This is a genomic window from Agrobacterium sp. A3-95, assembly GCF_053521785.1.
In genome coordinates this window covers 1-15233 of the sequence record NZ_JBNWDR010000011.1, presented here as the reverse complement: position 1 = coordinate 15233, position 15233 = coordinate 1, and the positions used below count along the sequence as shown (strand labels likewise).

11 protein-coding genes are annotated in these 15233 nt (G+C 60.4%); all 11 read left to right on the top strand.

Annotated features, from left to right (window positions below; genetic code table 11):
* Window positions 1–49: 49 nt before the first annotated feature.
* A complete protein-coding gene (locus ACQZ5Y_RS23745) occupies window positions 50–403 on the top strand; it encodes a hypothetical protein (protein WP_233283743.1) in 354 nt (117 codons plus the stop codon).
* A gap of 494 nt (window positions 404–897) precedes the next feature.
* Window positions 898–1632 carry a helix-turn-helix transcriptional regulator gene (locus ACQZ5Y_RS23740; protein WP_121557908.1) on the top strand — a complete coding sequence of 245 codons (735 nt, stop codon included), beginning with the start codon at window positions 898–900 and terminating at the stop codon, window positions 1630–1632.
* Between the two features lie 75 nt (window positions 1633–1707).
* Window positions 1708–2367, top strand: a complete 660-nt coding sequence (locus ACQZ5Y_RS23735) for an acyl-homoserine-lactone synthase (protein WP_121557909.1) — start codon at window positions 1708–1710, stop codon at window positions 2365–2367.
* 596 nt (window positions 2368–2963) lie between these two features.
* On the top strand, window positions 2964–3989 hold the full coding sequence (locus ACQZ5Y_RS23730; RefSeq protein ID WP_233283744.1) for a DUF3991 and TOPRIM domain-containing protein: 1026 nt from the start codon (window positions 2964–2966) through the stop codon (window positions 3987–3989).
* A 74-nt stretch (window positions 3990–4063) separates the two neighbouring features.
* Window positions 4064–4669: a DUF1419 domain-containing protein gene (locus tag ACQZ5Y_RS23725; protein ID WP_121557911.1), complete on the top strand. Its 606-nt coding sequence runs from the start codon at window positions 4064–4066 to the stop codon at window positions 4667–4669.
* 90 nt (window positions 4670–4759) lie between these two features.
* Window positions 4760–9850, top strand: a complete 5091-nt coding sequence (locus tag ACQZ5Y_RS23720; RefSeq protein ID WP_121557959.1) for a DEAD/DEAH box helicase family protein — start codon at window positions 4760–4762, stop codon at window positions 9848–9850.
* Between the two features lie 537 nt (window positions 9851–10387).
* On the top strand, window positions 10388–12145 hold the full coding sequence (locus tag ACQZ5Y_RS23715) for a ParB/RepB/Spo0J family partition protein (protein WP_121557912.1): 1758 nt from the start codon (window positions 10388–10390) through the stop codon (window positions 12143–12145).
* On the top strand, window positions 12142–13035 hold the full coding sequence (locus ACQZ5Y_RS23710) for a DUF7007 domain-containing protein (RefSeq protein ID WP_121557913.1): 894 nt from the start codon (window positions 12142–12144) through the stop codon (window positions 13033–13035). The genes ACQZ5Y_RS23715 and ACQZ5Y_RS23710 overlap by 4 nt, the downstream gene beginning before the upstream one ends.
* On the top strand, window positions 13032–13331 hold the full coding sequence (locus ACQZ5Y_RS23705; protein WP_121557914.1) for a hypothetical protein: 300 nt from the start codon (window positions 13032–13034) through the stop codon (window positions 13329–13331). Before ACQZ5Y_RS23710 ends, ACQZ5Y_RS23705 begins: the two co-directional genes overlap by 4 nt.
* A 405-nt stretch (window positions 13332–13736) precedes the next feature.
* Window positions 13737–14324 carry a hypothetical protein gene (locus tag ACQZ5Y_RS23700; protein WP_121557915.1) on the top strand — a complete coding sequence of 196 codons (588 nt, stop codon included), beginning with the start codon at window positions 13737–13739 and terminating at the stop codon, window positions 14322–14324.
* Window positions 14325–14609: 285 nt separating this feature from the next.
* A partial coding sequence (locus tag ACQZ5Y_RS23695; protein ID WP_174060393.1) for an ArdC-like ssDNA-binding domain-containing protein occupies window positions 14610–15233 on the top strand: 624 nt, incomplete at its 3' end.

Genomic DNA, 15233 nt, shown 5'->3' with positions numbered 1-15233 from the left:
TGAAAACGAGCGCGCTTTATACTCTTACGCGACAATGAAAGGTTTCATCATGCAGACCACACAGCAAATTTATACCCGCTATGGCATACTGGAAGGGGAGTTCGAAGCGGGCCAGGAAGAGGAGGTGTTCCGTCAAGTCCAGGAACGTCTTGTGCCTTTGTGGCAGAAGATGCCACATGCTATGGAAGTGCGTGTTATGCGGAGTGCGGATTGTGATCCCGGTGCACCGTCGATAGCCCTCATGGTCGAGATCGATTATCCGTCTTTGGCTGCTATCGAAGAAGCTGTAAATTCACAGAACCGCGTCGAAGCCCGTACAGTGAGTGACGATGTATTCAAGGCGTTCAAGGGCCGGATATATCATCTCATCCAGAGACGGGAGGCAATTGTCACGCTTGGTTGATCTAGATCTTCGAGGTTGGCTCTTCGAGGAAGCTGTGAGCCTAGATGGTAAGGACAACCTGATTGGGTGGAGTGATCGCTGCTCCACCCGAAGGGGTCGCGCGAAGAAGGTCGTTTGAAATGAACGGGATGAAATATAGCGAGTATCACGAGCGGCTCGGCTCATAACCCTAGTCTGAATATGGCTAAGGCGATTTGACGACCGCTCAATCTACAGATGCCTTTGCAAGCGTATTTTCGATTTTGTTTCTCTGATGTCCGAAACCGGACACGAGCGGACTCAAATGTTGCTTTGGTTGATGTGTGCCGGGTCACTCCGTGGCAACTTTTTTTCTTCCCGCGCGGACAATCATCAACGAACCAGCAGTTTGAAGGATTGTTCCATAATGCTGATTATGCGATATGTTATAACGTTACACGGTAAGCATGACTGGGTGCTGCTTTCTGCAGGTTGCCACACCTAATTGACTGTTCCACCAACGGAGCCCAAATAGATTGGAAATAAAGTCACGTCGCTTGTTGCAGACCTTTGAGGATATACGCGCTGCATCCGATACCGCGGCAGCAATCCGAGCATTTCAATCTGCCTATAAGATCGACTTCGTGACGTATCACCTATCCCAAACAACCTCGCATCTTGTCGATGCTCCATTCGTCCGAACCACCTATAACGATGCCTGGGTCTCGCGGTATCTGCTGCGGGGATACGTGCTCGTCGATCCAATTGTCCAACATGGGTTCTCGCGGTTGTTGCCATTCGACTGGCAAGAGATCGAAGCCTCGCCAGAGGCGTCTGAGTTCCTCGCAGATGCCATGCGACATGGAGTAGGCCCCAGCGGTTTCTCCATTCCGATTTTCGATAAGTCTCGTCGCGCGCTTCTATCCCTGAATTCATTCGCGCTTGCGAACGAATGGTCGAATATCGTACACGAAGATCGTGCCGAATGGATCGAGTTGGCCCATCTTATTCACCAGCGGGCAGTTTTTGAAGTTTTCGGTGACGCAGAGCCGATGCCAGAACTGAGTCCGCGTGAGCTGGAATGCCTTCACTGGACTGCGCTGGGCAACGATGCGAAAGGCATTTCTGTGATTTTGGGATTATCCGAACACACCATCGCCTCCTACTTGAAATCAGCCCGTTTCAAACTGGGTTGTCTGACGAAGGCTGCCGCCACGGCCCGTGCAATCCAACTTCGCCTTATTAATCCCTATTCCAATACCCCGAAATGAGGGTACCGATCTGAGGGAATATCAGCTCACCGGTGACATCTGCATGTTGCAACGCATTAGACGTTGGAGACCGACATGTATCTTCTTATTCAAGCTCACCAGTACCCGCGATATGGAGCCCTTCTCGATCAGAGTTTCCGCTTGAGAAAGCGCGTCTTTGCAGACCAGCTTGGCTGGAAAGTGAGTATATCGGGCGCTTACGAAAGGGACGTTTACGACGATCTGAACCCGGCCTACCTCATTTGGTGCGACGAAACCGCGTCTCAGCTGTACGGGTCCGTTCGCTTGATGCCAACCACAGGCCCTACCCTTCTCTTTGATGTCTTTCGGGAGACATTTCCGAGCTCGTGCGACCTGGTTGCGCCATCGATCTGGGAAGGGACCCGGATGTGCATCGACGATGAAGCCTTGATGAAAAAGATGCCTGATTTGCGTCCAGAGAGAGCGTTTGGCCTTCTACTATTGGCGCTTTGTGAAGTTGCGCTCGACAACGGCATAGATACGCTGATCTCGAACTACGAACCGCATATGAAGAGGGTTTATGAACGGGCTGGCGCGAAGCCAGACGAACTGGGCAGAGCTGTGGGCTTCGGTCGTTTCCCTGTTTGCTGTGGCGCTTTCGAAGTATCAGCGCAAATCCTGGCCAACATGCGACGGAAGCTCGATGTCTCCCAAGAACTTTACAACAGACACCAAAACGCGCGCGAAACGCGGCTGGAAAGCATGTGCGTTTGAGCCCAGTTACTGCTGCTGGTGACAGAACATGTGAATTGGGAAATCACCTCGGACGTGGACCAAACCCGCTTTGATTTGATGGCGTCCTGGAGCAGGTCCGGATCTCCGTCGATCAACCCGCAAGGGGTCGGCTAGCAAGCTGCCGCCGCTTCGTCTTCGCCTTCGCGGTGATCGCGACCGTACCTGTTCCTTTGAGGAGCCATCAGCGGGAATTGGCCCGCTTCCGATGGAGCATCCCAACATGGCACATGATCTTTCCCTTGCTCAGTCCCACGCCTTCCACCTTTGCAATGACCTGATGGTCCCAATCACACTCTTCAAGTCAGGTGATGAGTTCGGCGTCCTTCCGTCCGACGAACTCGATGACGAAGACGATCTGGAGATCGTGCATGAGTACTTCCCGCGCGGGTCTCATTGAGGCCTGCTAGGCCCTGCCGCTGGCGACCTGTCAGCCGCAAGGGAAGCTGCGCCGCGGCAGGTGCAAATTTGCACCTTGATTGCCGCGCCCTTGCCCCTTCCGCTCTTCGCGGCGGGTTGAAGATGCCCCGCAATTTTCGGGAAGCAAGAGGGACGGCCGCGCTGCGGCCGAAGAAAAAATGAAACGAGAAGAATTGGAGGCGCTGCGCGCCAAAGTCAGCTGCGAAGCTGTGCTCGAGAAGGCCGGCTTTGAGATCGACCTGAAAGAAAGCACGCGCCGTGCCGTGAAATATCGGCTTGGCAGCAGGATAATTATAGTGACACACGGCGGGCGTGGGTGGTTCGATCCCCTCAGCGACGAAAAAGGTGATGTCTTCGCTCTGGCCATGTTTGTCGAAAGGATACCATTCCCGCCCGCAGCTCACGTCGTCGCATCACTGATCGGATTTCAGCTTTCCCGGCCGGAATGGAAATCTCAACAGAGGTCAGGGCCGGTGCAAGACATTGGCGAGCGCTGGCGAAACCGGCGCGCGCCGTCGTCCGGTTCCGGCGCCTGGTGCTACCTGTCCGGGGCGCGCTGTGTCCCAACCGCTATTGTGCGGCAGGCGATCCGGGAGGAGGTCCTTCGAGAAGGACCTTTCGGCAGCATGTGGGCGGCTCATTTCGACAACAATAGTCGGGTGGTCGGTTGGGAGGAGCGCGGCTCCGACTGGCGGGGATTTTCTACTGGAGGCTCGAAGGTTCTTTTCCGCTTCGGTCCAAGCGATGCTTCCCGCCTTTGCGTCACCGAGGCAGCAATAGACGCGATGAGCCTTGCAGCGCTCGAGGGGCTCCGCGCGGGAACACTCTATCTCAGCACGGGCGGCGGCTGGTCTCCCGCGACAGATGCCGCTCTTGCAGATCTTGCAGCCCGACCGGGCAGCAATCTTGTCGCGGCAACCGATGCCAACTCACAAGGCGATGCCTATGCGGAACGACTTCGTATCATCGCGGAGAGCGTGGGCTGCGACTGGCAGCGTCTCCGGCCACCGACAGAGGATTGGAATCAGGTCCTCCAGAACAAGGAAAGGGAAAAACGGGAAAGAAACGGTGAGAGAAAGCAGAGGCCTGCCGCATGCGCGCCGGCCGCATCAAGGGAAGCTTCGCCCGGCATGCGCCCGCCCTTGACCCGTCCGGACACGAACGCAGCAACGCGGGAGGGGTGATGAAGGACTGAAGAGGACAGTGAGGTCGAAACGACAGCACCAGCTTCGGTCTCAACCCCGAAAGGATCAAGCTGATGACTTCGATATCCCTCCCCCGCAAAGTGTTTCAGGGCGTGGCCAGGCGCAGCGACATGTTCCGCATGTTCGACAGACACGCCAAACGTCCAGACCGTTTCCATGGTGATCAGTCTGGCGTCTACGCCGGCGAATGGTTCGAGATCGACGAGACCTCCTACGCCTACATGCTCGACATCCTGCCGCCCCTATGGATGCGTGGCCCAATTTTCGCGATGCGTGAGTTTATGACTGGTTCCGTAACCTCGGTCTTCTACGCGATGCGCATCGATGATGCCGTCCGATACTTTCACACATATTGCGACCTCTCCGATCCGAACTCGGTTGAGACAATGCGGTCCGCGATCCTCGACCGCGAGACCCGACCCGTTCGGGCGATGAGCCGCGAAGAGCGTCTCGAGCACATCTGGAGCACCACCGCAGACGATTATCGGGATTATTCCGGCATCCGCTGGCCGAAGCCAATGCAGGGCCATCGCACGGTCATGCTGTATGGCGGCAAAGAAGGCTCCTTCCTGAAGCTGCTTGAAATGCTCAGCGATGACGAGATCGCGGCAAAGCTGCCGGTGCATCTGCGTCACCTCCCCTCACCCCTGGCTGCCTGAGCCAGTACCAGCCTTCACAACTCCGACGCCTTAGCCGGTCGAGTTTTCGACCGGGCGATGGCGCGCGCCATCATTTCAAAGGAGCTTCCCATGAGTAATGACCCTTTTACCTTCGACATGTTCGGCAACTCGGCCCTGTCCTCCGGCATCGGGTTCGGCGTCACCGCGTTTGGCGGTTTCTCGCCTGATGCTGCAAATGACGACGACCCGGATCCCATGCCTCCGGCGCCAGCACCCGCCCTGCCAGCCTCTTTCATACCTGCCCGGCGGGCAGGACTTCGGGGAAATTTTTATCTCGACGGCGACCGCGATCTGGGCACCTCCTGGAAGGATCGCGCCCGCACCAACGTCGCGGCGATCCTCGTCGCCGACGGCATTGCCAAACAGGCCCGACCGGCAACCCCCAAGGAGCAGACACAGCTTATCCGCTTCACCGGTTTCGGCGCTGGCGAGCTGGCGAACGGCATGTTCCGCCGTCCGGGTGAGGTCGATTTCCGGCGGGGTTGGGACGATCTCGGTTCCTCACTCGAAATCGCCGTTTCTGGAGCTGACTATGCGTCGCTGGCTCGCTGCACACAATACGCCCATTTCACACCCGAGTTCATCATCCGGGCAATCTGGACAGGGATCCAAAAGCTCGGCTGGCGGGGCGGCCGCGTTCTCGAGCCGGGGATTGGCACGGGCCTGTTCCCCGCCCTCATGCCGGAGCCCTACCGCGCCGCTGCCTATGTCACGGGGATCGAGCTCGATCCTGTCACCGCTCGCATCGCGGGCCTGCTGCAGCCGAAGGCTCGCATCATCAACGGCGACTTCGCACGCACCGATCTGGCCCCGATTTACGACCTCGCCATCGGCAATCCGCCTTTCTCCGACCGCACCGTACGATCGGACCGGGCCTACCGGGCGCTCGGCCTTCGCTTGCACGACTACTTCATTGCCCGGTCGATCGATCTCCTGAAGCCAGGCGGGCTCGCCGCTTTCGTCACATCGCACGGTACGATGGACAAGGCCGATACGACGGCGCGAGAGCATATCGCAAAGTCCGCTGACCTGATCGCGGCGATCCGCCTGCCCGAGGGCAGCTTTCGCCGCGATGCAGGGACCGACGTCGTCGTCGACATCCTCTTCTTCCGCAAGCGCAAACCTGGCGAGCCGGAAGGTGATCAGCTGTGGCTCGATGTTGATGAGGTCCGGCCCGCTACCGATGACGAAGGAGCCATCCGCGTGAACAGGTGGTTTGCCCGGCACCCCGATTTCGTGCTCGGTACCCACGCGATGAAGTCCGGGCCGTTTGGCGAGACATATACCTGCCAACCGCGTGCTGATCAGGATCTCGAAACCGCCCTCGCCGGTGTTATCGATCTCTTGCCGGCCGATCACTATGACGGCGAGCCCACGCCGATCGATATCGATCTGGAGGACGAACTGGCCGAGATCGTTGATCTGCAGCCGAAAGATCGTTCTGTTCGCGAGGGCAGCTTCTTCATGGACCGGGCAAAGGGTCTGATGCAGATGCTCGACGGCGCCGCCGTGCCGATCACGGTCCGCAAGGGCCGAACCTGTGATGGCACCCCGGAAAAGCACGTCCGCATCATCGCGAAGCTGATCCCCATCCGCGATGCGGTGCGCGAGGTCCTGAAAGCACAGGAGACTGATCGGCCTTGGCGCGATCTCCAGGTCCGGCTGCGCATCGCTTGGTCAAGTTTTGTGCGCGATTTCGGGCCGATCAACCACACGACCGTCTCCATCCAGCAAGATGTCGAGACTGGCGAGGTCAAGGAGACCCATCGCCAGCCAAACCTTGCACCGTTCCGCGACGATCCGGATTGCTGGCTGGTTGCGTCGATCGAGGATTACGATCTGGAGACCGATACGGCGAAGCCCGGTCCGATCTTTTCCGAACGCGTGATCGCGCCGCCAGCTGCGCCGACCATCACGTCTCCGGCCGATGCGCTCGCCGTCGTGCTGAACGAACGCGGGCAAGTCGATCTCGACCATATCGCTGAGCTCCTGCACAGCGATCCCGCAGTCGTCGTCCACGAGCTGGGTGATGCAGTGTTCCGCGACCCTGCCGACGGATCCTGGCAGACGGCCGATGGGTATCTTTCCGGGGCCGTTCGCACCAAGCTTGTCGCCGCGCAGGCCGCGGCTGAGCTTGATCCGGCCTATGAGCGGAACGTTAGGTCTCTCCAAGATGTGCAACCGGCCGATCTTCGCCCCTCCGACATCACGGCTCGTCTCGGTGCGCCATGGATTCCGGCCGCCGATGTAGTCGCCTTCGTGAAGGAGAAGATGGAAGCCGACATCCGCATTCACCATATGCCTGAACTCGGTTCCTGGACGGTGGAGGCTCGACAGCTCGGCTATAGCGCCGCCGGCACGTCCGAATGGGGCACCAGCCGCCGCCATGCTGGCGACCTGCTGGCCGACGCTCTCAACAGTCGGGTCCCGCAGGTATGGGACGTGTTCAGAGATGTCGATGGCGAGCGGCGGGTTCTCAATGTCGTTGACACGGAGGCTGCGCGCGACAAGCTGCAGAGGATCAAGCAGGCGTTTCAGGACTGGGTCTGGACCGATCCGGATCGCACCGATCGGCTGGCCCGAGACTACAACGATCGTTTCAACAATATCGCGCCGCGTAAATTCGACGGCTCCCATCTCAAACTTCCCGGCGCCTCTGGCGCCTTTGTTCTTTATGGGCACCAGAAACGCGGCATCTGGCGGATCATATCAGATGGCTCGACCTATCTCGCTCATGCCGTCGGCGCCGGCAAGACGATGACCATGGCGGCGGCTATCATGGAACAGCGCCGTCTTGGCCTGGTCGCCAAAGCCATGCTCGTCGTTCCCAGTCATTGCCTGGCGCAGGCCGCGCGCGAGTTTTTGGCGCTTTATCCAAATGCGCGCATTCTCGTCGCCGACGAGACCAATTTCACGAAGGACAAGCGAGCCCGCTTCCTGTCGCGGGCGGCGACCGCAAACTGGGATGCGATCATCATCACCCACTCGGCCTTCCGCTTCATCGCCGTCCCCTCCGCCTTCGAGCAGCAGATGATCCAGGATGAGCTGCAGCTCTACGAGGAACTTCTGACCAAGGTCGACAGCGAGGACCGCGTCTCGCGCAAGCGCCTCGAGCGGCTGAAGGAGGGTCTGCAGGAGCGGCTCGAAGGCCTTGCAACCCACAAGGACGATTTGTTGACGATCTCCGAGATCGGTGTCGACCAGATCGTCGTCGATGAGGCGCAGGAATTCCGGAAGCTCTCCTTCGCCACCAATATGTCGACGCTGAAGGGCATCGATCCCAACGGCTCGCAGCGGGCCTGGGATCTCTATGTCAAATCCCGCTACATCGAGACGCGGAACCCTGGCCGCGCACTGGTTCTTGCCTCCGGCACGCCGATCACCAATACGCTTGGCGAAATGTTCTCCATCCAGCGCCTACTCGGCCATGCCGCTCTCGCCGAGCGTGGGCTGCATGAGTTCGATGCCTGGGCTTCCTGCTTCGGGGATACAACGACCGAACTGGAGATCCAGCCATCCGGCAAGTACAAGCCGGTCAGTCGTTTCGCCTCCTTCGTCAACGTGCCCGAGCTGATCGCCCTGTTCCGGTCCTTTGCCGACGTCGTCATGCCGGACGATCTCCGGCAGTACGTAAAGGTCCCGAACCTCTCCACCGGCCGACGACAGATCCTGACTGCCAAGCCGACGGCGCTCTTCAAAACCTATCAGCAGATGCTCGATGGCCGGATCAAGGCGATCGAGAAGCGCGAGGGGCCTGCCAAACCCGGCGACGATATCCTGCTCTCCGTCATCACCGATGGTCGCCACGCCGCGATTGATCTGCGCTTCGTCATGCCGGCGACCGACAACGAGGAGGACAACAAGCTCAATTTGCTCGTGCGCAATGCCCACCGGATATGGAAGGAGACCGGCGAGGCAATCTATCGCCGCCCCGACGGCAAGGACTTTGACCTCCCCGGCGCCGCCCAGATGATCTTCTCCGATCTTGGTACGATCAATGTCGAAAAGACCCGCGGCTTCTCGGCCTATCGGTTCATCCGCGACGAACTGATCCGGCTCGGCGTGCCGGCATCGCAGATTGCCTTCATGCAGGACTTCAAGAAGACCGAGGCCAAGCAGAGGTTGTTCGGCGATGTACGAGCTGGAAAAGTCCGCTTCCTGATTGGCTCCTCGGAGACGATGGGTACTGGCGTCAACGCCCAGCTTCGGCTGAAGGCGCTCCACCATCTCGATGTCCCGTGGCTGCCATCGCAGATCGAACAGCGGGAGGGCCGGATCGTTAGGCAGGGCAATCAGCACGACGAGGTCGATATCTTCGCCTATGCCACGGAGGGTTCACTCGATGCCAGCATGTGGCAGAACAACGAGCGGAAAGCCCGGTTCATTTCAGCTGCGCTTTCCGGCGATACGTCGATCCGGCGCCTGGAAGACGTCGGAGAAGGGGCCGCCAACCAGTTTGCCATGGCCAAGGCCATCGCCTCAGGCGACGAACGTTTGATGCAAAAGGCCGGACTGGAGGCCGATATCGCCCGGCTCGAACGACTGCGCGCAGCCCACGAGGATGACCAATATGCCGTGCGCCGACAGATGCGCGAAGCCGAGCGCGAGATCGAGGTCTCGACCCGGCGCATCGAGGAGATAGGCCAGGACATTGTACGCCTCCTTCCAACCGGTGGCGACGCCTTCACCATGACGGTGCTCGGCCAAGACCATACAGAACGCAAGGAGGCCGGCCGCGCGCTGATGAAAGAGATCCTCACGCTTCTCCAGCTGCAGCAGGAGGGCGAGGTGCATCTGGCGACGATGGGTGGCTTCGATCTCGTCTACGAGGGTGAGCGCTTTGGCAAAAGCGATGGTTATCGCTACGAGACGCTGCTTCAGCGGACCGGCGCGGAGTACGAGATCGATTTGGCGATCACGGTCACGCCGCTCGGTGCCATATCCCGACTTGAGCATGGCCTCGACGGTTTCGAAGAGGAACTGCACCAGTATCGTCGGCGTCTCGAAGAGGCCGAGCGCCGTCTGCGTTCTTATCAGTCGCGCATCGGCGGTGCATTCCAGTTTGGCGATGAGCTCGACACTAAAAAGAAGCAACTTCGCGACGTCGAGGAGCAACTGGCGGCCTCCGCTATCGCTGATGCAGAAACGATTGCTGCATAAGAAGGCAAGCCCAGCCTGGCCCAGCGGCCGGGCTCCAGTCCCGTCGCTGCAATGATGAGGTCGAGACTTGTAATTTCTCGACCTCATCCATATCTGACAATTACTTCCCGTTCAGATGATGTCCTGCACATGGCGCTTGGCCATGGCTTTCGGCGTCGTCCGGGTTAGACAAAGGGCGCTCCCCTCGCGGGTCGAGCGCCCTTTTTGCGTTTTCGCTTCCTGAAAAGGTCCCGGGCGCCATTCGCGCCGCAGCCTGCGGGGACAGGTCTTTCCATAGAGGAACGAAGGAGAAGAAGGAGGAAATGAACCGATCGCTGATCGGTCCTCCTGCCGACGCGGTTGCTCAACCGCCACCTCCGCCATCCCGGCCACTCGCCCTTCGCAGGGCTGTCACCCCGCTTGTTCCTCGCAGCAGGGATGCTCGGTTGCAGTTGCGTCAGTCCGGCCGATCGGCGGTCCGGGAGATGTCTTCGAGAAATATGAAGACAGGAAGGGCTGGCAAGGCGCCGGTCCGGAACTCCCCGGAAGGATAACATCATGCAAATCATCAAGGTTGACCCACGCGCCCTGAAAGAAAATCCAGACCGGATGCGCCAGTCGAAGTCTTCGCCGCAGGCCGATGCGCTGATGCTGGCGACGATCAAGGCCGTCGGCATCGTGCAGCCACCGGTGGTCGCGCCTGAAGCGGATGGCGGTAACGGCTACATCATCGACGCCGGGCACCGTAGGGTGCGCCTCGCGATTGCCGCCGGCCTGGAAGAAATCGAAATTCTCGTGGCCGACGCCGCGAACGACAACGGCGCGATGCGCTCGATGGTCGAAAACAGCGTCCGCGAACCGCTCAATCCTGTCGATCAGTGGCGCGGCATCGAAAGGCTCGTTGCTCTCGGGTGGACTGAAGAAGCGATTGCTGTCGCTCTCGCCCTTTCCGTCCGACAGATCCGCAAGCTGCGTCTGCTCGCCAATGTTCTGCCGGCCATGCTTGAACAGATGGCTCTGGGCGATATGCCATCCGAACAGCAGTTGCGCGTGATCGCCGCCGCCGGTCAGGTTGACCAGAAGGAGGTCTGGAAGGCGCACAAGCCAAAGAAGGGTGACACGGCATCGTGGTGGCAGATCGCAAACGCACTGACCAAGAGGCGCATGTATGCCAGGGACGCGAGCTTCGGTGACGATCTGGCTCAGGCCTACGGTATCGAGTGGGTGGAGGATCTCTTCGCACCAGCCGATCAGGATGGCCGCTACACCACGAATGTCGAGGGCTTCCTCGGCGCCCAGCATGAATGGATGACCAGCAATCTGCCGAAGCGTGGCGGGATCGTCGAGGTCAACAGCTGGGGCCAGCCGGAACTACCAAAGAAGGCGAGCCAGGTATACGGCAAGCCGTCCAAATCCGACCACGCGGCGCTCTATCTCGATCGCGACGGCAAGGTGCAGACGGTACACTACCGCATGCCGGAGGCCGCGAAGCCGAAGGGGCCCGGCGACTATGGCTCTACGGGTGGCGCTGAAGATGGCGATGCGATTGCCCTTCCGAAGGTTCGGCCCGACGTCACCCAGAAGGGTCATGACATGATCGGTGACTTCCGCACCGATGCCCTGCATGACGCGTTGGGCCGCGCGCCCATCGAGGACGACATGCTGATGGCGTTGATGGTGCTGGCATTCGCCGGCAAGAACGTGCGCGTCGACTCCGGCGCGGACGGGACCTTCTACGGCGGGAAACGTTTCTCGCGTCATGTCGTGGGCTTGTTTGACGAGCATGGCAAGCTCGCCTTCGATCAGGATACGCTTCGGGTTGCCGTCCGCTCCGTGTTGGTCGACGTACTTTCGTGCCGCCGCGGCATGTCGAACAGCGGTATGATTGCGCGCATCGCCGGCGATGCGATCGGCGCCGACGAATTCCTGCCGAACATGGGCTCGGAGGACTTCCTCTTGTGCCTGTCGCGCCAGGCGCTGGAGGCGTCTTGCGCTGAGGCGTCGATCCAGCTGCGGCAGAAGGTGCGCGAAACTCGGGCAGCGCTCGTCGAACATTTCTCAACCGAGCACTTCGTCCATCCGTCGGGCCGCTTCGCGCCGCCGACCGACGAACTGCTCGAATGGATCCGGGCAGGCGCTGCCACAGATGTCATCGGCGCCGGATCCCAGGATCACGGAGACAGCGATCTCGATGATCCGTCGGGCGATCAGCCAGAACAAGAAACCGTCGATGTGGTGGACGGCGAGCCGCAGGATGCGGAGCTGCCCGTCCACAATGAGCAGAACGAGGATTTCGATCAAAGGGCAGCCGCATGACCTCCATCCTCCACTCGAATGTGACCGCACCCACCCCCGATGTTTCGGGGGTGGAGTTTGCCACCAGTGCGGACGGCTTGCCCGTCGCCCGCATAGATGACCTGGTCCTTGCCTTGGTCACATCGCCCAGCGGCTTCGCATTCCTTGCGAGCGCCGTCGCCGTTCGTCGGCCGCTGGCAGATCTGACGCGCGCCGACTTCATCGGGCATGACGGCCGGGTGGCTGACGAAGCCGAATTCCGGACGCGTGTTGCCGAGACCGCAGCACATAAACGCGATCTGGCCGAGTTGAACCGCGTGCAGACCCGGATGTCGGCAAGCACCCCCTGGGGTGGATCGCAGATGGCGGTCATCTATGCCGAGGGCGTTATTGCGCACATGACGGCCGGGCATGGCGGTTTTCATCTTTCGGCGGATCGCAATGCCAAGGTTCATCTCTTGCTGCGGAAGGAGACGCCCTGGTATGAGGAAGATTGTGAATGGGCGATCGTGGCGATCAGCTTTCCGGAGCTGTTCACAGGGCACGAGCACTCCTTGGCCGAAAAGACCGTCCGCAATACCTGGCCGGATGCGTGGGAGGTGATCCATCGCTGCAAGCTGGCCGAGGGCGAAAGCTGGGTCAAGGATCGCCACGCCTTCGATAAGCGCCATGCGGCAGACCATGTCGTCATATCGGCAATTCTGTCAGATCAGCATCCTGGCATGACCGAGGTCGTGGCGGTCGTCGGCGGTAACCTGCGAGCAGACAACGATGAGCGTCGTTTCCTGGTGCCGAGCGAAGAGTATGCTGGGCGAGGCCGGTTTGGCTTCGTGATCGATCCGTCCCGTCATGTTGAGTATCACGGGCCATCCTCCTTCATTGACTGGCGAAGCGGAGGGGATGGATCATGATCGACGTCCTCGCTTCAAAACCTCTGGCGAAGGCAGTCAGTGCACGGCGCGAGACCCAGCGGCATCTCAATTGTCTTAGCCGGCAGATTGCGGCGCGCGCCGGACGGCAGGCGACAACAGTGAAGGTGCGGAGCCGGGCGCGTCACCGAAGCGGTCCACGGCACTACCATCGGGAGCTTGTCGAGCGGCTTGTCTTCGAAAGGTGGGGCGAACTCGACGGACTTGACCGCAGGCTGGCGGCACAAGAGCAAGTCATCGACGAACTCGAGCATCGCGATCATCCTCGCGCGCGATAGCTACGAAGACAGTCGGCTGGGAAACAGTATGAGGTTGGCGGGCGTCTCGCCACCGTGCAAAATGATGTGTGCCAGTGTGGCGAACTTGGCGATGTCGTCCCTTTACGGCTTGTTCCTGACATCGGACCCGTGCCGGACTGCCCTTCTGTTTCGCTGCGGTCTGAACCGGCGGCCGGTCGTTTCAAGGCCGCTTGCGCGCCGCGGGGCGGCCGACTTAGCCTCTCTGCGCGAGGGCAGGCTCGCGGTCTGCTCAGGTCAAAACCTGCTTGTCCGCAAACCTGTCCCGCTGGTTCAGCCAGATCGGACCTGTGAAGCCACCCGTCCCTTGCCGGTTCCTGTTCGTCCGCATCGAAGGGCAGACCGGCACGGGCCGGGACCGCTTCGGCAGCCAAGGAAGGAACAGACATGGCCAAGCCCTCTACCCCTAACCGCTCCAATCCCCGGTCGTCGCAATCCCGCCGCGGGACCACCCTCGAAATGGTCCGCCTCTCCTGCCCCGATGCCACCCAGGCATTCAAGATCGCCGAAAGCTTCGGCACGGCGCTCGTCGATGGCGATGGCATCCGCAACCTGCATGAGCGGCTGATCGTCGAAACCGCCGAAAGCCTTTCCGAAGGCCTTGGCGAAAAAGCGATGCAGATCCATCTCCAGCGCATCGTCGGAGCCTTCGTCGGATCCGCGCATGGCGCCGGGCAGTTTTACTCCCGCGCCGTCACGGAGGCGCGTGACGCGACGGCCAAGGCGGCAAATGACAGCCGCGATGAGGATCTCGATGGTCCCGTCGGCTATGACAGCGCCGCGCAGCGCAAACGGGAATTCGCGGCCGACATGGGGGTGCAGTCCCACGCATTGCGCATGGCAGCAGAGGGCGCGGTAGCCGCCTATGAACAGGTCATCGGCGAAACCTGGAAGCCGTTCGACCGCCCGGTCGAGAACCTGGGTAGCACCCTCGACCGCAAGGCGGCAGAAACGCAAATGGCAGCTTTCGGTTGACGCCGTCGGCGGGGCAACGCCCCGCTCTCTCTCTCTCTCTCTCTCTCTCTCTAGCTGGCGCCGGTAGGCGCCGGCCTTTTCCAAGTCGAAAATGAAGGCTGAAGACGCGCCTGTCGCGGCCCGTCCCGCTCGACGTTCCTGCAGGAGCCGGGCGCCCATGCAACGGCTTCGCCGTCCTCCACGCTGTTGCGGCCGTTCCGGTGCATCGGCGCACCATCGGCCCCTGACTTCGGACCTCCGTGACGGGCCGCGATAGGTGCGGTCCTGAGAAAAGGAGAAGAAGTCGTGACAAAAAAAGCGGAATCTGAGCGTGTCGACATCTACACGCGGATCACAGATCGGATCGTCGAGGATCTCGAACAGGGCGTGCGTACCTGGATGAAACCATGGAGCGTCGTCAATACCGATGGGCGGATCACCCGGCCGATGAGACACAACGGCCTCCCTTATTCGGGCATGAATGTGCTGCTCCTTTGGTCGGAGCAGATGTCACGGGGCTTTTCCTCCTCGATGTGGATGACCTTCAAGCAGGCCCTCGAACTGGGTGGGGCTGTGAGGAAGGGCGAAACGGGCTCGACGGTCGTCTTCGCCAGCCGCTTCACCAAGTCGGTGGCCGACGGAAACGGTAATGATGTCGATCGGGAAATCCCGTTCCTGAAGGCCTATTCGGTGTTCAATATCGAGCAGATAGACGGGCTACCCGACACTTGCTCTGCACCGTCGGCAAAGGTGCGGGATCCCGTCGAGCGCATCGAGAGCGCCGATCGCTTCTTCCGCAATACCGGCGCGGTGATCCGACACGGCGGCAACCAGGCCTACTACTCGCCGGTCATGGACTATATCCAGATGCCGCCCTTTGAGGCGTTTCGCGATGCTGCCGGATACGCAGCCGTGCTCAGCCATGAGGCC